18 protein-coding genes and 1 tRNA gene are annotated in these 19,482 nt (G+C 53.4%); 1 reads left to right on the forward strand and 18 read right to left on the reverse strand.

Annotated features, from left to right (window positions below; genetic code table 11):
• Positions 1-16: 16 nt before the first annotated feature.
• The 18 genes from secF to ACNQ6O_RS06250 all read right to left on the reverse strand — a co-directional run bounded on the left by secF (position 17) and on the right by ACNQ6O_RS06250 (position 17,828).
• A complete protein-coding gene (gene secF / locus ACNQ6O_RS06165) occupies positions 17-970 on the reverse strand; it encodes a protein translocase subunit SecF (protein ID WP_418052375.1) in 954 nt (317 codons plus the stop codon).
• Positions 963-2,837 carry a protein translocase subunit SecD gene (gene secD / locus ACNQ6O_RS06170; protein ID WP_418052376.1) on the reverse strand — a complete coding sequence of 625 codons (1,875 nt, stop codon included), beginning with the start codon at positions 2,835-2,837 and terminating at the stop codon, positions 963-965. The genes secF and secD overlap by 8 nt, the downstream gene beginning before the upstream one ends.
• A gap of 87 nt (positions 2,838-2,924) precedes the next feature.
• Positions 2,925-3,230, reverse strand: coding sequence for a preprotein translocase subunit YajC (yajC, locus tag ACNQ6O_RS06175; RefSeq protein WP_418052537.1), 306 nt, complete (start codon positions 3,228-3,230; stop codon positions 2,925-2,927).
• Between the two features lie 98 nt (positions 3,231-3,328).
• The gene (gene tgt, locus ACNQ6O_RS06180) at positions 3,329-4,450 is read right to left on the reverse strand and encodes a tRNA guanosine(34) transglycosylase Tgt (protein ID WP_418052538.1); all 1,122 of its coding nucleotides are present in this window, start codon (positions 4,448-4,450) and stop codon (positions 3,329-3,331) included.
• Between the two features lie 17 nt (positions 4,451-4,467).
• Positions 4,468-5,565 carry a tRNA preQ1(34) S-adenosylmethionine ribosyltransferase-isomerase QueA gene (gene queA / locus ACNQ6O_RS06185; RefSeq protein WP_418052377.1) on the reverse strand — a complete coding sequence of 366 codons (1,098 nt, stop codon included), beginning with the start codon at positions 5,563-5,565 and terminating at the stop codon, positions 4,468-4,470.
• A 40-nt stretch (positions 5,566-5,605) separates the two neighbouring features.
• Positions 5,606-5,692, reverse strand: a tRNA-Leu gene (locus ACNQ6O_RS06190).
• Between the two features lie 82 nt (positions 5,693-5,774).
• Positions 5,775-6,986 (reverse strand): flagellar hook-associated protein FlgL, encoded by a 1,212-nt coding sequence (flgL, locus tag ACNQ6O_RS06195; RefSeq protein ID WP_418052378.1) that lies wholly within the window; start codon positions 6,984-6,986, stop codon positions 5,775-5,777.
• 16 nt (positions 6,987-7,002) lie between these two features.
• Positions 7,003-9,036, reverse strand: coding sequence for a flagellar hook-associated protein FlgK (gene flgK / locus ACNQ6O_RS06200; RefSeq protein WP_418052379.1), 2,034 nt, complete (start codon positions 9,034-9,036; stop codon positions 7,003-7,005).
• A 6-nt stretch (positions 9,037-9,042) separates the two neighbouring features.
• Positions 9,043-10,035 carry a flagellar assembly peptidoglycan hydrolase FlgJ gene (flgJ, locus tag ACNQ6O_RS06205; RefSeq protein WP_418052380.1) on the reverse strand — a complete coding sequence of 331 codons (993 nt, stop codon included), beginning with the start codon at positions 10,033-10,035 and terminating at the stop codon, positions 9,043-9,045.
• 8 nt (positions 10,036-10,043) lie between these two features.
• The gene (locus ACNQ6O_RS06210; RefSeq protein ID WP_418052381.1) at positions 10,044-11,138 is read right to left on the reverse strand and encodes a flagellar basal body P-ring protein FlgI; all 1,095 of its coding nucleotides are present in this window, start codon (positions 11,136-11,138) and stop codon (positions 10,044-10,046) included.
• Positions 11,135-11,836 carry a flagellar basal body L-ring protein FlgH gene (gene flgH, locus ACNQ6O_RS06215; protein ID WP_418052382.1) on the reverse strand — a complete coding sequence of 234 codons (702 nt, stop codon included), beginning with the start codon at positions 11,834-11,836 and terminating at the stop codon, positions 11,135-11,137. The genes ACNQ6O_RS06210 and flgH overlap by 4 nt, the downstream gene beginning before the upstream one ends.
• Before the next feature lie 3 nt (positions 11,837-11,839).
• Entirely contained in the window at positions 11,840-12,628 is a 789-nt protein-coding gene (gene flgG, locus ACNQ6O_RS06220; RefSeq protein WP_418052383.1) for a flagellar basal-body rod protein FlgG, read from the reverse strand.
• A gap of 83 nt (positions 12,629-12,711) precedes the next feature.
• A complete protein-coding gene (locus ACNQ6O_RS06225; protein WP_418052384.1) occupies positions 12,712-13,464 on the reverse strand; it encodes a flagellar basal body rod protein FlgF in 753 nt (250 codons plus the stop codon).
• 73 nt (positions 13,465-13,537) lie between these two features.
• Entirely contained in the window at positions 13,538-15,421 is a 1,884-nt protein-coding gene (locus ACNQ6O_RS06230; RefSeq protein ID WP_418052385.1) for a flagellar hook protein FlgE, read from the reverse strand.
• A 28-nt stretch (positions 15,422-15,449) separates the two neighbouring features.
• Entirely contained in the window at positions 15,450-16,127 is a 678-nt protein-coding gene (locus ACNQ6O_RS06235; protein WP_418052386.1) for a flagellar hook assembly protein FlgD, read from the reverse strand.
• Positions 16,128-16,145: 18 nt separating this feature from the next.
• Entirely contained in the window at positions 16,146-16,595 is a 450-nt protein-coding gene (gene flgC / locus ACNQ6O_RS06240; protein ID WP_418052387.1) for a flagellar basal body rod protein FlgC, read from the reverse strand.
• A 32-nt stretch (positions 16,596-16,627) separates the two neighbouring features.
• Complete coding sequence (flgB, locus tag ACNQ6O_RS06245; RefSeq protein ID WP_418052388.1) at positions 16,628-17,029, reverse strand: flagellar basal body rod protein FlgB; 402 nt, start codon at positions 17,027-17,029, stop codon at positions 16,628-16,630.
• A 217-nt stretch (positions 17,030-17,246) separates the two neighbouring features.
• Complete coding sequence (locus ACNQ6O_RS06250) at positions 17,247-17,828, reverse strand: nitroreductase (protein ID WP_418052389.1); 582 nt, start codon at positions 17,826-17,828, stop codon at positions 17,247-17,249.
• 211 nt (positions 17,829-18,039) lie between these two features.
• Here ACNQ6O_RS06250 and ACNQ6O_RS06255 point away from each other — a divergent pair, with 211 nt between their 5' ends.
• Complete coding sequence (locus ACNQ6O_RS06255; RefSeq protein WP_418052390.1) at positions 18,040-19,479, forward strand: adenylate/guanylate cyclase domain-containing protein; 1,440 nt, start codon at positions 18,040-18,042, stop codon at positions 19,477-19,479.
• Positions 19,480-19,482: the final 3 nt, after the last annotated feature.

A 19,482-nucleotide genomic window follows, 5' to 3' on the forward strand; every position in this document is an offset into this window, starting at 1 on the left:
ACCGGCTCCAGGCCGATTACATGCGGTTCAACCACTCAGGCGGCTGCTCTTCTTCCGCTTCATCGCCAGCACCCTCTTCAGCGGGCACCATCAAGTCTTCACGAGTAACACCCATCACCATCAACATGTTTGCAGACACATAGATGGACGAGTAAGTACCCACAACCACACCGATCATCAACGCCAGCGCAAAGTTGTTGATGGCTTCACCACCCAAGAAGTAAAGCGCGATTAGAACCACCAACGTCGTACCGGAGGTATTGATGGTACGGGAAATGGTTTCGTGGATGGACTGATTGATCACATCCCAGGGCTCCCCCACCCGCAACTTACGGAAGTTCTCCCGAATCCGGTCAGCCACAACAATGGTGTCGTTCAGGGAGTAACCGATAACCGCCAGAATCGCAGCGAGTACCGTCAGATCGAACGTCCACTGGAACAACGCGAACATGCCCAAAACAATCAGCACATCGTGAGCCAGAGGTACGACCGAAGCGATGCCAAACTTGAACTGGAAGCGCATACCGACATAAATCAGCACAACGGCCAGAGCAATCAGAAGACCAAGTCCACTGTCCTCTTTAAGCTCTTCCCCAACCTGGGAACCAACGAACTCCGAACTCACAAGCTCCAGATCATCCCCAGACTTAGAAAGGGCCGCAGTCACTTCCCGAGCCAACTCATCATTACCTGACTCAGCCATACGGATCAGAACCGTGGTGTCTGCACCAAAGTTCTGAACCGAGAACTGCTCATATCCGGCCTCGGTAAGCTGGTTACGAATATTGTCCAGGCTCGGAGCCTCTGCATATTCAAACTCAACAGACGTACCACCCGTGAAGTCCATGCCCAAATTCAGGCCACGAACCCCAAGCAAAACAATGGAACCGATAACCAACACCAGCGATAACACTGACGCGGCCTTTCGAAGCCCCATAAAATCAAACGGTTGCGTATTCGTATCAGACATTGGCGAGCTTACCTCCGATCGACAGTTTCTCGACCCTACGGCCGCCGTATACCAGATTGACGATGCCTCGGCTTACCATCAAACCACTGAACATAGACGTGAGTATCCCGATACAAAGAGTGACCGCGAAACCCTTCACCGGGCCAGAACCCATGGCGAACAAGATAATCGCCACCAAAAGCGTGGTGATATTGGCATCGAAAATCGACACGAACGCACGCCCGTAACCCGAGTTAATGGCTGTCTGAGGCGGCACCCCTGCTCTTAGCTCCTCTTTGATTCTCTCGAAGATGAGCACGTTAGCATCGACCGCCATACCCACCGTCAATACGATACCGGCGATACCCGGCAACGTAAGCGTGGCAGACAAGATCGACATGCAAGCCACAAGCAGCATCAAGTTCAAGGTCAGAGAAACATTGGCAATCATGCCGAAGCCGCGATAGAACGCCAGCATATAAAGAAGCACCAAACCGAAGCCCAAGGCTACAGACATCACACCGGCATCGATGTTCTTCTGACCGAGGCTTGGCCCGATGGTGCGCTCTTGCACAAAGTACATCGGCGCAGCCAAGGCACCTGCTCGCAGCAACAGTGCAAGCTCAGCCGCTTCCGGAATCGAATCCAATCCGGTAATACGGAAACTGCTTCCGAGCGCCGACTGCACCGTGGCAAGACTGATCAGACCTTTTTCAACAACGCGCTTTTCAACCTGTTTCAGCTCGCCGTTAACTTCCCGGGTCTCCATCTCTGTACGGAACTCAATGAACAGAACGGCCATACGGCGACCAATGTTGTTCCGGGTCGCCCGGTTCATCAGATCACCACCGACCGAATCCATGGTGATATTAACCTGAGGCTGGCCGTTCTCATCAAACGCCTGTTGCGCGTTCGCCACATTATTACCGGTGGCAATCACATCACGCTGAAGGCGAGCGGTACGCTGAGGTGTATCGCGGAAGCTGAACTGTTCGGTTTCCGATGACGAAGCGTCCTGACGAGCCTCCATACGGAACTCGAGGTTGGCTGTCGCACCCAGAACCCGCTTTGCTTGCGCAGTATCTTGAACACCAGGCAATTCAACAATGATGCGATCAGAACCTTGACGCTGAACCAACGGCTCTGCAACACCCAGTTCGTTCACTCGATTCCGAATGGTCGTCAGGTTCTGCTCCAGGGCATATTCTCTAATTCCCTGAATTTCTGCCTCGGACAAGGTCAGCGTTAGCAGAAACTCGCCACCCTCGGAGCTCTCCTTCAACAAAAACTCGTTGTACTGATCACGAACCAGCGAGAAGGCTTCTGCGCGCGTGCCCGAATCCCGGAAACTCAGGACAATGTCACGACTGTTCCGAACATCACCACCACGGTAACGAATCCTCTCTTCACGCATATCCTGCTTAATCTGACCTGAAAGCGCTTCCAACCGCTGAGTCACCGCAGTATCCATATCCACTTCCAACAGGAAGTGAACACCACCACGAAGATCAAGACCAAGCTTCATGGGGCCGGCACCAAGGCTACGCAGCCAATTCGGTGTCGATGGCGCCATATTCAATGCGACCAGGTAATCATTTCCTAACGCTGCCTGCACCGCAGGGCGCGCACGCAATTGCGCATCGGAGCTGTTCAGACGAATCAAAGCATCGCGCTCTTCAACAGCGCTGGATTTCACTTCAATACCCTGACTTTCTAGCGCTCCTAAAGCGCGATCAAGTATGCGCTGGTCAACCTCGGTACTACCGCGGGAACCAGTGATCTGAATGGCGTAATCGTCAGGGAAGAAATTAGGTAAGGCGTATATGAATCCAATGATCAGCGCGAACACGATCACCAGATTTTTCCAGAGAGGATACTTATTTAGCATGGGATCCCTTTGAGCCGGCTAAGCCGCCAGCCTTGGTGTTTCAGCCAAAATGATTCGGCCGGCGCAACGCGCCAGCCAGGAATCGGCTCAGATATCCTTGAGCGTGCCCTTGGGCAGAGCACCGGCAACAGCAACTTTCTGAATTTTGATTTCGATGTTTTCAGCTACTTCCAGAACGATGAAGTCATCAGAAACTTTGGTGATACGGCCAACCATGCCACCAGAAGTCACCACTTCGTCACCTTTGTTCAGGCTGGACATCAGATTCTTGTGCTCTTTAGCGCGCTTGGACTGCGGACGCCAGATCAAGAAGTAGAAAATCAGAATGAAGCCTGCGAAAAAGATGACCTGACCCATAACACCCATGGACTGGCCTTCAACACCTTGAGCCATGGTCAGGGTCGGCAAAAGAGACAGCAGGCCAGCGATTAGCAGTTTGATTGATTTCATTCAGGTTCTCCGTTTGTGGACTATTCTTTAGTCAAAATTGATCACTCATCACCCAGCGGCGGCACATTTTCGCCACGTAAGGCGTAGAATTCGCTTACAAAGTCGGACAATGTACCTGCTTCAATGGCACCACGCAATCCGCTCATCAGGTTCTGATAGAAACGCAGATTGTGGATGGTATTGAGCTGGGAGCCGAGCATCTCTCCACACTTATCCAGATGATGCAGGTAGCTTTTCGAAAAGTTTTTACAGGTGTAGCAATCGCAACGCTCATCCAGAGGCCCAGCATCATGACGATTCTTGGCGTTACGAATTTTCACGATGCCTGTTGAGGTGAACAGGTAGCCATTCCGAGCGTTACGCGTAGGCATCACGCAATCGAACATATCAACGCCACGGCGCACCGCTTCCACGATATCCTCCGGGCGCCCTACCCCCATCAAATACCGTGGCTTGTCTTCCGGCATTTTAGGCGGCAGATGATCAAGAATCCGAATCATGTCTTCTTTTGGCTCACCCACCGAAAGCCCTCCAATGGCGTAGCCGTCGAAGCCGATTTCGGTCAGACCTTCGAGTGAACGGTCGCGCAGGGATTCGTACATACCACCCTGCACAATACCGAACAGAGCCGACGGATTGCCCTCGTGCGCCTTCTTGCTTCGGGCTGCCCAGCGCAACGAAAGCTCCATGGAGTCCTTCGCCTGCTTCTCGGTAGCCGGGTACGGAGTGCACTCGTCAAATATCATGACAATGTCCGACCCCAGATCCCGCTGAACTTGCATGGCGATTTCAGGGTTAAGCTCGACCTTGGCGCCATCCACAGGCGAGCGGAAGGTAACACCCTGCTCTGTAATTTTGCGCATTTCGCCGAGACTGAACACCTGAAAACCACCAGAATCGGTGAGAATCGGGCCGTGCCATTGGGTGAAATCGTGCAGATCACCATGGGCTTTCACCACTTCTGTGCCGGGGCGCAACATAAGATGAAAGGTGTTACCCAGAATAATCTCTGCACCAATCTCTTCGATATCACGGGGCAACATACCTTTAACGGTGCCGTAGGTACCCACTGGCATGAAGGCTGGGGTTTCTACTGTGCCACGAGGAAAAGTCAGGCGACCACGACGGGCTTTACCGTCTTCGCCAAGCTTTTCAAAGGACATAAAACAGGAATCACTCACTAGGGTTCTCCACTGGAATCGGAGGTGGCTGGGTCAATTGATTCAGAGGCTGCCAACCTGCCACGACTTGGTTCCTGTGCTGTCAGGAACATCGCATCGCCGTAGCTGAAAAATCGATACTGTTGATCTACCGCTTGCCGGTAGGCGTTCATAATATTGTCGTACCCGGCAAACGCACTGACCAGCATGATCAGTGTCGATTCGGGCAAGTGAAAATTGGTCACCATGGCATCCACGGTGTTAAATCGATAACCGGGATAAATGAAAATATCCGTTTCACCCCGAAAGGTACTTAGCTCGCCGGTCTGACTGGCGGATTCCAGTGAGCGCACGGAAGTGGTGCCAACAGCGACCACTCTTCCGCCTCTCGCCCGTGCTTGGCGGACAGCCTCGACCGTCTCTTCGGGCACATGCGCAACCTCACTGTGCATCACGTGCTCTTCGATCTTGTCGACTCGTACCGGCTGAAACGTGCCTGCGCCAACATGCAGGGTCACGTAGGCAAACTCGACGCCTTTAGCCTTCAATATTTCCAGCAAAGCATCATCGAAGTGCAAACCCGCTGTCGGCGCTGCAACCGCTCCGGCCTCTCTGGCGTAGACCGTTTGATAACGCTCGCGATCAGAAAGATCATCGTCCCGCTCCATATACGGCGGGAGTGGCATATGGCCAATGCGCTCAAGCAAATCGAGAATGGCTTCGTCGCCTTCGTTCACGAATCGGAACAAGGCATCTTCCCGACCAACCATCGTTAGCGAGGAACCATCTTCCAGGATAACTTTCTGCCCTTCTTTCAGCGCTTTGGAAGCTCGAGCGTGCGCAAGAATCTCGCGCTCGCCCAGCAATCGCTCCACGAGCACCTCAACACGACCACCCGTCTCTTTCTGACCAAACAAGCGGGCAGGAATAACGCGGGTATTGTTGAATACAAGAAGGTCACCGGGTTCGAGTAAATCCGGGAGATCAGTAAACTGAAGATGCTTGGTATTGCCGGAGGACCCATCAAGGGTCAGCAAACGAGAGGCACTGCGTTGTTTAAGCGGATAACGGGCGATCAACTCGTCCGGCAGGTCAAAATGAAAATCGGAGACGTTCATGGGCCGGCTATTTAAGATGCCGTAGAGTACGGCCAATAAGTGGTAGCGGCGGGCGGACTCGAACCGCCACTCCCGTTAAGGAAACGGATTTTGAATCCGTCGTGTCTACCAATTTCACCACGCCGCCATCAGGAAGTGGTGGGAATTATACTGAGCCTGAGTCTGAAAGCAACACGCACAGAAAAAAAATTTCCCACCGCCTCAAACAATTACAATCGATCAAATAATGACAACCGTGAGATCTGCGCAAACGACTGCTGAGCGGCCTGCAATACAAAGCTTTGAAAACTCAAATTGCTTATTGCTTCAGCATAATCAATATCCTGAAGCTGCGACCGAATCTCCTTGGTATAGAGCGCTGAATCTTCCAAAAACGCACTGGTTGATTCCACCGCGTTCATACGGCCGCCTATTTCGGTTTGCTTAAGAAGAATAGACTCCTGGCCGTTGTCCAGATTGACCAAAGATTCTGATATCAAGGCATCGTATTCAGCATTACCCTTTGGCGAATCCTTCGAGATGTTATTCAGACCGGTTATGAGATTTTCGATAGTACCGAAGATGGATTGTTTGTCGTTGATGCCAAGCGTAAACGTGTCGCCCGCGGCAGCATCATTGACCGTCATCTGAATTCCGGCCACCTCAAACGAATCACCAACCACTGGATTCGAGGGCGTAGTTACCATCGGGTTACCATCTTTGTCCTCCACTGACACAGCATCCGAAGCACCTACCCTAACCGTCAGGTCATCCGGCAACGAAGGTTGAAACGCAGTTTTAAGCGCACCTTCATTGGTAAGGGACAAACCCGAAATAAATCCGCTGGTAGGGCCGGATGCCTTCACCGAAACGGCCGCGGGCACATCCGCAAAAATCCCCTTCCCGTGATCGCTGATCGGCACAGTCACGCCATCATCAATCTCCAACACACGCTGTCCTTCGTCCCCTTGGTAAACCCAAGCACCCGATTCATCTTTGGCGAAAGCCGGCGAACCACCCTGAAAGCCGCTAAAGACATACTCACCCGAAGCGTCGCGCGTGTTGGCCACATCAGCCAACTGCCCTAACCGCTCTTTGAGTTCAGATGAAATTGACTTGCGATCATTAGCAGACAACGAGCTATTTCCCGCTTGAACCGTTAACTCACGTACCCGCTGAATGATGTCGATGGCACTCGCCAACGCGCTTTCTTCCTGCTTCAAGCGATTGTTCGCCAGGTCCGAATTACGTTGATAGGTTTCAACGCGGCTCAGATCCTGATCGAGCTTAAGAATACGAGCGGCCGCTACCGGATCGTCGGAGGGCTTATTAACTTTTTTGCCCGTGGAAATCTGCTGCTGCGTCTTGACCAGATCGCTATTAACATCCTGCATCCGGTTAATACCACCGGAGAAGATTTGTTGTGATGAAATGCGGACCATTTTACCTTACCTCACCTTACCGGAAGCTTTGCAGCAACGTGTTGAACAAGTCCTGCGCCACCGACATAACCTGCGCCGAAGCGTTGTAAGCCGCCTGATACTGAATCAGCTTGCCTGCCTCTTCATCCAAATTAACCCCGGATACAGATTCACGCTGATTATTAGACTGCTCCAATAGCGTTTGGCCCGCAGCCTTATCAAGTTGGCTCTGACGGGTTTTCACACCCACATCTTCCACCAAACCGGCGTATCCTTCGGCAAAGTTCTGGCTACCGCCGTTCAGGGTGTTTGCCGTGCCCAGCGCCGCCAGCAATTCGGCGTTTCGGTTATCAGAAACGCCGTTTTTATTGAAATCGATGACAAATTCATCACCCTCGGCAGGCTCGCCGGTCATTTCAAACTGATAGCCTTGGTAGCGGGTGCCGTCAGATGGGTCTTCACTGAAAAACGTATGAACTTTTTTAGGGTCGTAATTTCCCGATTCCAGCTCATTGTTGGCGTTATCCCTAATGGTGTAACTATACGTTTCGCTATTTGAATCGTATGCGCCGAACTCAATCTTTATCGGGCCGTTAGACAACTCACCACGAGTTTGAAATCCAGGCAACAACGCATTGGTATTGGGGTTGCGAACATTCAACATCTTCCCCTGCGAAATGCTTGCCGTTCCGAGATTGCCCTCCGCTGCACTAGCCCGAATAGGACTCGCAAACGCAAGATCCTCTTCCCGACGAACGTTCAGAGCAATATTCGCCGCTGCGTTTCGACTGGGCTGAATCAGATACTCATCCCCGGCATTAAAGTCACCGCCTTCAATCCGCACGTTAAAGCCCGGCATGCTGATTTCAGACTGCACAGGGTCCGGCAACCGCCCTTGGCGGGCCACTTCGCCTGTTGATGCATCCACCAACTGATAGCTTTTGCCGTCACCGCTGAACTTCAACGACCAAGTACCGGCAGCCAACAAACTGCTGTCGGTAATCTCCACAGCCAGCTGTGCGTTTTGGGGCTCTGAGTTGTTGCCGTTGGCAATCACACGGCTGCGCTGCAGCTCTACATTGTTTATATCCGTGAAGAAGTTGCCGCCCAGATCACCTTCCAGGTCGATGCCGATTTCGTGCTGGTGGTTCATGGCAGCAGAAATACCAATCGCCAAACGGCCAAGTTCATCGAAGGCCGGCCTCAAAGCTTCCTGCTCGAAGCGGCGCAAACCACCCAAAGACCCACCCTGAATCTGGTCATCGACCTGCAACATTCGACCACCGCTGGTCAGTGTAAATTCCAACTGTGTCGGATCTTGCGCACTGACTCTGGTACCAAGTTGAGCGGCATCGGAACCCGTAACGAGTGACTGCCCGTTGGCGAGTGACACATTCACTTGGCTGCCATCGGTATGAGTAACCCGAATACCGACCAGCGCAGACAGCTCCCGAAGGTTTTCGTCTCTCTTATCCATCAACTCAAGAGGCATTTTGCCCTGAGCAATACCGGGCGATTCGGAAATGGCCAGGTTCAGATCCGCAATATTTTTCAGTAATGTGTTGGCATCCTGCACGCCCTGCTTCATCTGTGTCTTGACGGATTCCCGCTGCTGTATGAACTGTTCGTTCAGGGCCTGAAAGCGATTCACCACCTGCTGCGCTTCACTCAGCACCAACTGGCGCTGCGGCAAAGACGTTGGGTCTTCTGCCGCATTTTGCAGCGAGGCAAAGAAGTTGTTCAGCGCGCCGTTCAGCCCGGTGCTCTCACCACCGAGCAAGTTGTCCAACTGAGTCAGCTCGGCATTGAGGGCGTTCTGTTCCCCAAACAGCGTGCTGTCTTCGCGCAACTGCTGCGTCAAGTATTCGTTTGCCAGGCGACGGATATTTTCGATGGTAACGCCCGTTCCCACCGTCCCGGCACCTGTGCGGTTGCCTTCCTGCGTCGCAAAGTGAACTTCCTGACGACTGTAGCCCGGGGTATTGGCGTTGGTAATGTTATTGGCCGTGGTATTGAGCGCGTTCTGGTGACTGAGCACACCCGACAAGCCTATCCCGATTAATCCTGCCATGACCTGTTACTCCTTTATCCCGCCGTTGCCCATGGACAACGTCATCAGGGAATCACGATTCATAATCCGGCGAATCTTGGAACCGTATTCCGGATCGGTGGCGTAACCAGCTTGCTGCAGTTTTTCTGCGAATACTTCAGGCTCGCCTGCTGAAGAAAGCACATCTTTATAGCGCGGATTGCTTTGAAGGAATTCCACATAATCACGAAAGCTGGCTTCGTAATCCGGATACGCCCGGAAGTCTGCCCGTTCCTTCATCGCAACACCGCCACGAAACTCAGTGGTTGTAATGGTGACTGCATCTCCATTCCAACGGCTGTCAGCCTTGATGCCAAACAGGTTGAAGCTCGGCTCGTTACCGTCACCTTCAATCATGTGCTTGCCCCACCCTGTTTCCAGCGCTGCTTGAGCAACCATCAAGCGAGGGTCAATACCACTCTCCTGCCCGATGCGCTGGGCATAAGGCATCAACTCGCTGACAAAGTGCTCAGCGCTTTCAAAGGTGGCAGGCAATTGTGTATTAGGGCTCAATTCGGAAACAGCGCCGGGCAAAGCCTGCACCACTTCCTCTACCGCCTTCATTCGTTCAGGTAATGCGGGAGAAATGGCAGGCAAAGTGCGGTCGTAATCCACCAGCGTAGCCTTGTGACCTGCCAGTTTTTCGCCATTAGACGCCACACCCGGGATACTCTCACCCAACTGCCGTACCAGCGCTTCCGCCAAACCGGTCCCTGAGCCAGTCGCCATACTCAGACTGATCTGGCTATCAAACATGTCCCGGTAGAATTCGCTCTCGTTGCTGTTCAGGTAATTGCCTTCCGCAAATACATCGCCCGCTTTACGCATCGACTTGAGCATTTCCGACAGGAACAGGCTCTCGAACTGTTTTGCCACTTGCTCCAGAGCCGCTTTTTTATCGGTGCGAGCCTGAGTCTTCAACGCGTTAAGACCACTGAAATCGGTGTATACCTGAGCTTGCTGTATGCGATGGTCCTGCATGACTACCCCTAAATCACAATCAGCTCGGCACGCAATGCGCCGGCCTGCTTCAGAGCTTCCAGAACCGCCATGACATCACCGGGCGCCGCTCCAACCTGGTTCACCGCCTGAACAATTTCATTGAGCGTGGTCGCTGGGCCAAACTGGAACATCCGGGCCGGGTCTTCGGTCACGGCTATCTGAGTGTTTTGCTGCACCTCAGTGCTACCACCGGCAAACGGATTAGGCTGAACCACTTCTGGGTTTTCCTGAATAGTTACCGTGAGATTGCCGTGGGTTATGGCCGCTGGGCTCACCTTCACATTCTGGCCAACCACGATGGTGCCGGTACGGCTGTTAATGACCACCTTGGCGGACTCTTCAGCGGGGTCGACCTCAATGTTTTCGACAATCGACAGAAAACTCACTCGCTGGGAAGGGTCCCGCGGCGCTCTGACTGAAATAGATGTGGGGTCGTGGGCATAGGCCATATCAGGCCCCAAATGGCTGTTGATGGCCTCAACCACTCGACGAGCCGTCGTAAAATCAGCACGCAATAAGTTAAACGTGATGGTGTCGCCACGATTGAACGGCGAAGCCACTTCCCGCTCAATGGTTGCCCCATTCGGAATGCGGCCAACACTCGGCACGTTCACGGTGATGCGCGAGCCGTCTAGCCCCTGGGCACCAAATCCGCCTACAACCAAACTACCCTGGGCCATAGCATATACTTGGCCATCAGCGCCCTTCAGAGGGGTCATAAGCAATGTGCCGCCCCGCAAACTGCCGGCATTGCCAATAGACGATACGGTGATATCCAGTTCCTGGCCGGATTTGGCGAAGGCCGGCAGCGTGGCGCTCACAGTAACTGCCGCCACGTTAGCCAACTTCGGATTAACACCGTCCGGAAGCGTGATGCCGAACTGATTCATCATGTTCCGGAAGGTCTGGTTGGTGAACGGGGCTTTATCACCCGTACCGTCCAGCCCCACCACCAAACCATAGCCAATCAGCTGGTTGTTCCGGACACCTTTTACTTTCGCCAGATCTTTCAACCGGTCCGCCGCGACCGGCGATGCGATCGCCGCTAACAAGGTAAAAACAACACAAAGTTTGCGGATCATAACGGCCACCACTCACTGTTAAAGAAGCGGGCCAACCAGCCCATTTGATTAGCCTGATCAAAGTCACCGGTTCCGCCATAGGCAAAACGGGCATCCGCGATTCGATTGGAAGCCACAGTGTTGTCCGGCGCGATGTCCTGTGGGCGAACCATGCCGGTCAGGCGGATGTACTCATCACCATTGGTCAGGGAGAGCCACTTCTCGCCACGGATCCGCAGCACGCCGTTCGGTAAAACTTCCGTTACTGTCACGGTGATGCTTCCGGCCAAGCTATTGCTTTGATCGGCTTCAGCGGAGCCTGCGAAATCCCGCTCTAGGTTGGCCGAGGCATTCAGGCCGATGTTGTTCTTTCCGAAGATGTTGGGTTCAGGAAGGCTCAACTCCTGGTCTTTGGTGATGGTGGTTTCGGCATTTTTGCTGGCTCGAGTGGACTCTTCCAACAAGACCGTCAGCACATCTCCAACGTTCAGTGCTTTGGTGTCACCGTAGATGTTGTAGTTACGGGATACCTGATAAATAGAGCCGGAGTCCGGGTCACGCTGCATCATGGCCTGAGCACGCACCGGCGCATACGCCGGGTCGTCTGGCATCGCACGAGGGCGGGTCATGGCCGTGCAGCCTTGCAAAATAATAAGGCCTCCCACCAATGCCAGTGTGGCCACGCGCTTTGCTGTCCAGGTTTGATGTATGCGATTCATAACTTACCCAATATTGTTGGTAATGAACTGAAGCATCTGATCGGTTGTGGAAACCACCTTTGAGTTCATCTCGTAGGCGCGCTGAGTGGTGATCATGTTGACCAACTCCTCCACCACTTCCACGTTCGAAGATTCAACGGTGCCCTGCTCGATGGTGCCAATTCCCGCCAGCCCCGGTTCGCCTTCTTGCGGATCACCACTGGCATTGGTTTCCTTGAACAGGTTGTTACCAATCGCCTGTAATCCCTGCGGGTTAATGAAGTTCACAAGCGTGATCTGCCCCAGATTGACCGGCGCCGCCTGATCATTCGTGACCGCCGTAACCGTGCCGTCGCGACCGATGGTTACGTTCGTCGTGTCTTCCGGCACATTGATGTTCGGTTCCAGCGGGTAGCCGTCAGGTGTGACGACATCTCCATTGGAATTCAATTGGAACTGGCCGTCACGGGTATAGGCAATCTGGCCATCAGGCATGGCAATCTGGAAGAAACCCCGACCATTAACGGCCATATCCAGTGGCTGCTCGGTAATCTGCAGATTGCCCTGGCTGAACTGCTTCGCCGTGCCCACCACGCGCACACCCGTACCGAGTTGCAGACCAGACGGCAGTTCGGTGTTCTCGGTGCTCATTCCGCCGGGCTGGCGGTTGATCTGATACAGCAGATCCTGAAACACCGCACGATCCCGCTTAAAACCTGTGGTGTTCACGTTCGCCAGGTTGTTGGAGATGGTGGACAGGTTGGTGTCCTGTGCACTCAACCCGGTTTTACTGACCCATAGTGCTGGATGCATGTTTCTACTCCTTACCTTGCCGGCTGCAGAAGCGGCCATTGTTTGCCGCTTGATGCCGGCCGGTGATGCTTAAATCAGCGTTATCAGAGATTCTGCAACAGTCGTGCCGTTGCCTCGGAATTCTCGTTAGCGGTAGACATAACCTTCACCTGCATCTCGTATTGGCGAGACAGTTGGAGGTTGGAGATCATCTCTTCCACTGCATTGACATTGGAGCTTTCCAAAAACCCTGTCGCAACGCGCATATTGGCGTCCGCGGGCTCAACCGCGCCAATCGCCTGCCCCGGCTTGCGGCGGATAAATCCGTCTAGCCCCTTTTCCAACGCATCCGCCGGTGGATTGACCAATTTCAGGCGATCCACTTCCACCAACTGATCGGGCGGGCCTCCGACTGGTACGACGGAAACGGTGCCATCCGCGCCAATCAGAAGATCATCGAACGGTGGCAAGGCAACTGGCCCACCATTACCCAGCACCAACTCGCCACTGGGCATGCGAACCAAACCGTTTACATCTACCTGAAGGCTGCCGCTGCGGGTGAACACTTCTTCGCCTTGATTGTTCTGAACCGCCAACCAACCGTCGCCTTCAACGGCAACATCTAGTTTTCGACCGGTATCCATCAGCGCACCGGCGGAAAGATCTGTGCCTGGCCGCTCGGTCATAGCATAGGCGCGGGTAGGATGATGCTCACCAAACACCGGCATGCTGCGGGCCTGAGCAAAATCCTTCTTGAACCCCGTGGTGTTCACGTTGGCGAGGTTGTTGGCGTGGGCACGCTGGGCCAGCATGTTCTGCTTGGCGCCAGACATTCCAATGTAGAGGGCTTTGTCCATGGGCAAACTCCTGCCGGAATTTTGACTGTTTCCAGTCTTCCTGCAGGAGTCATGCCATGTTTACTTGGAAGGATTAGCGGAGGTTGATGATGGTCTGGGTGACCGCATCCGAGGTTTCAATGGTCTTGGCGTTCGCCTGATAGTTGCGCTGGGCAATGATCAGGTTGACCAGCTCGGCTGAAAGATCAACGTTAGACTCTTCAACCGAGCTTGCCTTGATTGAACCCAAGGTTCCGGTATCGGGTGCGCCGATCACGGGCTGCCCGGATTCGAAGGACTCAACCCAAGTGGTATCTCCCACCGGAGACAAGCCATTCGTATTGTTGAACGATGCAAGCGCTACCTGCCCCAATGCCTTGGACTGGCCGTTGGTGTAGCGGGCAAAGATCACCCCCTCTCCAGACACATCCAGCCCTGAAAGCCGCCCGGTTGTATAACCGTTCTGCTGCTGATTATTTACACCAAAAGTAGCGCCGTACTGCGTGGCTCTGCCAAGATCCAGAACAAAGGCTGAGCTATTGGCCGGTAACGGAATAGGACTAACCACACTTGAAGGATCCGCTGGTGGACCATCGGCACCATTTGGGGCGCCGTTCGGGTCTTTCGGCACCCAATCCGTGATAATGATTTCTCCGTTAACATCGCCGTTAATCGACTCCAGCTGACCGTCCTGATTGAACAGAGCGGTGTATGGCTGCTGATCCGTACCCGCGACCATCTCGCCGTCGATCTCTATATAAATCGACCACTGGCTTTGACCCACACCATTTCCTGGAGATGGCTCCTTCACAAAGAACTGGGTCATTTCGTGGGTGTTACCCAAGCTGTCATAAATCTTCGTTGAGGTGGCGTGATTGTATGTGCGTTGGTCTAATGGGTTGAAGGCATTGATTGGAGTTGGCTGAGTATTTCTGAACTCCGCCTCCAAAGGGCCAGCAGTTGAACCCGTAGGCTGAGTCACAACGCCACTTACACTGCGGTCTGAGACAACACTAATTTCACCCACGGATGATTGCGGGCCTCCCGAACTATTATTAGTGCTACTCCACTCGGCAGTAAACTGCTCTCCGGCACTATTAGTGATCTCAAGTGCGCCCGTATTGGTATTCACCTTCGCCGAAATAGAGCTGTCAGCTATATTGGATATCGCCGCGGCCAACTCCTCCAAAGTTGTAACCGTATCTAGATTACTAAGCGCAACCCCAGCAACACTGAACGCAAACCCTGAGTCGTTAATATCTGCATCGCTTGGCGGTGCAATTGTTACTGTTTCAGTCCCAGAAGCATTGACACCCGGAGCTGATGAAATCGTGTCAGCCACTTCTTTAGCGGATGGTGCAGGACTCGGAATGGGCCCCACACTAAAGTCAGGGCTACCATCAGAATATGTGAACCTATATTCACCGCCAGCCATGGCAGAAGATGCCAATGAAAAGTTGCGAACCTGCTGCTCCAGGACCGGCTGCCTGGAATCCAAATTCAAATCCGTTACCAGATTCGTCGTCCTACGCGGCGCGAGATTTCCGGTTTCAATACTCAAATCCCCACGAACACCAGACAGATTTCCGTCATCATCAGCCACATAACCCTGAACCTTCATGTTCTGGTTATTCACCACGAATCCGTCTTTATCGATCCCGAACTGGCCAGCCCGGGAGTAACGGGTTTCACCGTTATTGCTCAGAATAAAAAAGCCATCGCCACTGATGGCCATATCCAGCCCGCTATCGGTGAAGCTGATGTTGCCCTGGCCAAACGACTGCTTAACATCCTGCACCCGAACACCGTCGCCGACCGGGTTTGTCCCGCCACTTAAAAAGCCGTTGGCGTACAAATCACCGAACTGCACTTTGCTGCCTTTAAATCCGACTGTACTGGCGTTGGCAATGTTGTTGCCGGTTACGTCCAGATCCACCGATGCGGCCCGCAGACCACTTAATCCTGTATTAAATGCCATGACTTATACCTCCTGGTCCGACACCGGCTCAGTTAATTTGCTTGACGTCAGACAGGGCAATCGAGCCCATGCCGGCGAGATTCAAAGTGATGGAGCCACCATTAGCTAGAGACACGCTGTCTACATTGGCACTCACCATCGTACCCAGCTGCTGGGGGCCGGATGGGTAGCTACCCTGCGCAATAATCTGGTATGGGCCAGGCGGCAAAGCGTTGCCGTTGCCGTCTTGACCATCCCAACGGAAAGACACCACACCGGCCTGACTGCTGCCCATATCAATCTGGCGCACGAGCTCGCCCGACTGGTTCATAACAGACAGTCTCAAACCACCCGTAGAAGCCGGCACTTCTATCGTGCCAGTCACTTCACCCTCTGTTCCCAGAATGCCCACGCTGGACGGCGCAAGTACGGTCTTGCCCACCATGGCCGACGCTTGCAACGCCTGACTTGAGCGGAACTGACCTGCCACCTCATCCACCGTGCCGGTGAGGTTCTGCATCTCTTCCAGAGAACTGAACTGCGCCAACTGGGAAATGAAGTCGCCGTTGTCTTGTGGCTCCAGCGGATTCTGATTTTTCATCTGTGCCAACATCAATTCCATGAAGGCATCTTTACCAAGCTCACTGCCACCTTGGGCCTTGCTGTCTTGCTGAACTCGGTACTGGCCCAGCACATCGGCAACGGACGCTGAATTTACTGCACTCATCTCTCTCTCCTCGCCCTATTACTGCTGACCCAGCGTCAAGATACGCTGCATCATGGATTTAGCGGTGTTCATCACATCCACGTTCATCTGAAAGCTTCGCGATGACGACATCATGTCTGCCATTTCTTCCACTACATTGACGTTCGGGTAGAACACATAGCCGTCTTCATTCGCTGCCGGGTGGTTTGGCTCGTAACGCATCTGCAGTTCTGCATCGCTTTCAACGATTCCCTCTACCCGAACGCCGGCACCCGCGCCTTCTTGCTGGCTGACACCAAAGGTTTGCTGGTCCGGGTTCAACATGGATTGCTGAATCGCAGCGAACACCGGCTTGCGCGCACGGTAAGTTCCCTCTGTGCTTGAGCTGGCGGTTTCGGCGTTAGCAATGTTCGAGGCGGTGGTATTCAGCCGCAGGGACTGCGCGGTCATGCCTGAACCCGCGATGTCAAAAATGGTACCCAGTGACATGACTGTCTCCTTCAATCAAAAGTGGCTGCGGCTTACTCGCCCTTAAGGGCTTTGGTCAGTCCGGAAAACTTGCTGCTGAGAAACTGGAAGCTGGCCTGATAGTCCATGGCGTTGCGCATAAAACGGGCTTGTTCCTGCTGCGCATCCACGGAATTACCATCGATGGAAGGCTGGTGGGGCGTGCGGTACAATAATTCACCCTCACTGCCAGCCGTTCCGGATACGTCCATGTGCGCGCTGTGGGTTGTCGCCATCTGAACACCGTTCATTTCATTCTGCGCTTTCTGCATCATCGCCCGAAAATCGATGTCCCGCGCCTTGTAGCCAGGGGTGTCTGCGTTAGCCATATTGTTGGCCAGCACTTCTGCCCGCTTAACACGGCCTTGAAGAGCCTGCTCATGAATACCCAATGCGCTATCGAATGAAATTGCCATTACCGCCTCCAGAATTCTGCTCCGGCTATCTGACTCAGGGTTTGCCGGTTTTGCGTTCTGAAAGAGATGAAGCAAACGGGATGCCAAAAATGAAAAAACCTGCGGGACCGCAGGTTTTAAAGGGTATTAAACGAAGTTGTGGTGTCGCTTTACTTGCTAATTGGTTAGAAACCAGAGCAAAGGCGGCAAGCTATTTCCTCACCTTGCCATCCTGCGGTCAGACGCTCCAGGGCCGTGATTGCTTTGGCCCCGACCACTCCTCGACAAAATCTGCACATGACGGGCGCGGAACCGGCGGCTTTTCAGAAGAGACGGTGCCGGTATACAGGAACCCTGTAATTGTTTCCCCCTCGGCTAAACCCAAACCTTCAAGAATAGCCGGGTCATAAGCAAACGAACCTGACCGCCACATAACGCCATAACCGGCATCGGATAGTGCCAGTGACAAGAACGACATACCCGCAGCTGCAGACATAATCTGCTCTACATCCGGCACCTTTTTATGGGGTTTCGGGGAGGCGATACCCACGATGATCATAGGAGCCCTGAGGGGCGCGCTTTTGGCCCTCTCACGCGCCTTATCGCCGTCATTGTCTCCGCACGCTTGCGCAAACAGCTCCCCTAGCGCCGTCAACGCTTGGCCTTCAATAACGAGGTAACGCCACGGCCTTAATAATGCGTGATCTGGCGCACGAGCAGCGCATTGAAGCGCAACATCCACCACCTCCCGTGGCGGAGCCGGTGCTTCCAGCCGCGGTTCTGACGAACGCTCCATAAGAAACTGGGTAATAGAACTCATATACTCTCGCTATTCATACAAGTGTGCACAAAATCATCGTTTCTGTTGACGTGGGTTAATTGTGACTAATACGTAATACTGTTAACCTTTAGTCGCAGATACTACCAATAAAAACATTCGGCATTCACCATGAGCCACACTCAACAAAATCACAACGCTGAAAAACAAAGCAAGCCTACCTTCAGCGTGGCAGTATGGGTGCGCCAGTAAAATGATGAGTGCTCCGGTAGAGCTTCGCAACGTTTCAGCCAATTCTGGCAAAACTTCAACAAACGCCTCCTACGATAACACAGTCGTTATCCCCCCGATGCCAGACTACGGTGGCCGAATTCTGGCTTACACGTCCACGTCACTGGTCATTGTTACCGGCGTTTTCCAGGGCATTTTTGCTCAATGGCTTCTGTGGTTAGTGGCGGTGGCCATGGTTTGGCCTCATATTGCCCATTTACTCACGCGACGCACATTCCTGAAAAACTCCTCGCGCATTCGTCAGAAAATGTTGCTTCTGGACTGCGCTATGGGCGGGGCATTAATCGGGGCAATGGGTTTGGTTGCTATACCCACCACGGCCATCATTCTCATGTTGATGTTTAGCTGCTTGATCGTCGGCGGTGTTCGCCAATGGCTGTTTGGCACCGCGTTAACGGGGGCATCTCTATCCGCCACGATTGCCGCGCTCGGCACCGCGGATAATCTGCAAGCCCCTCTTCTGACCAGCGTGATAGCTGTGTTAGCAACCGGCGTGTACATTTGCGTGACGGCCTATTACTCGCACGTTCAGGCAAGAGCTCTGCTTTACGCCAAAACCCAAATTCAGAACCAGCGTGAGCAATCCATCGCGCTTTCTCACAAATTGTCAAAATACCTCTCACCGCAAGTCTGGCAATCGATCTTTACCGGAGAACGAGATGTTCGGCTTGAGACCCAGCGGAAAAAGCTGGCCGTTTTCTTTTCGGACATTAAAGGCTTCACCGAACTGTCTGAAGAGATGGAGCCCGAAGCCCTTACCGAACTCCTGAACCACTACTTCAACGAAATGTCCCAAGTGGCGCTGCGCTACGGTGGCACCATCGATAAGTTCGTGGGTGATTCCATTATGGTATTTTTTGGAGACCCGACCAGCCGCGGCCAGCGTGAAGACGCGTTTGCCTGCGTGTCTATGGCCATCGACATGCGCAAACACATGAAGATTATGCGCCAGAAGTGGCGCAGCCAAGGCATTAAAACACCACTGGAAATACGCATGGGCATCAGCACCGGCTACACCACTGTTGGTAACTTCGGCGCCGAGAACCGTATGGATTACACCATTATCGGCAAGGAAGTGAACCTCGCCAGCCGACTGGAATCTCTAGCCGAGGCGGGCGAGATTTTGATTTCCTACGAAACTTTCTCGCTGATCAAAGACCGCATAATGTGCCGAGACAAAGGCGAAATCACCGTCAAAGGCTTCGGCAAGCCAGTACCGATCTACGAAGTCGTCGACTTCCGTCGAGACATGGGACCCAATCGCAGCTTCCTGGAGCACGAACACAGCGGCTTTGCTATGTATCTGGATTCAGACAAGATCACCGAACGTGAGCGCAAAGCCATCCTGACTGCGCTCGAAGATGCAGCTGATCGCCTTCGCCAGGAAGACGATACAGAGTAACCC

Source organism: Marinobacter sp. SBS5, assembly GCF_048285575.1.
In the GTDB taxonomy this organism is placed as follows: Bacteria; Pseudomonadota; Gammaproteobacteria; order Pseudomonadales; family Oleiphilaceae; genus Marinobacter.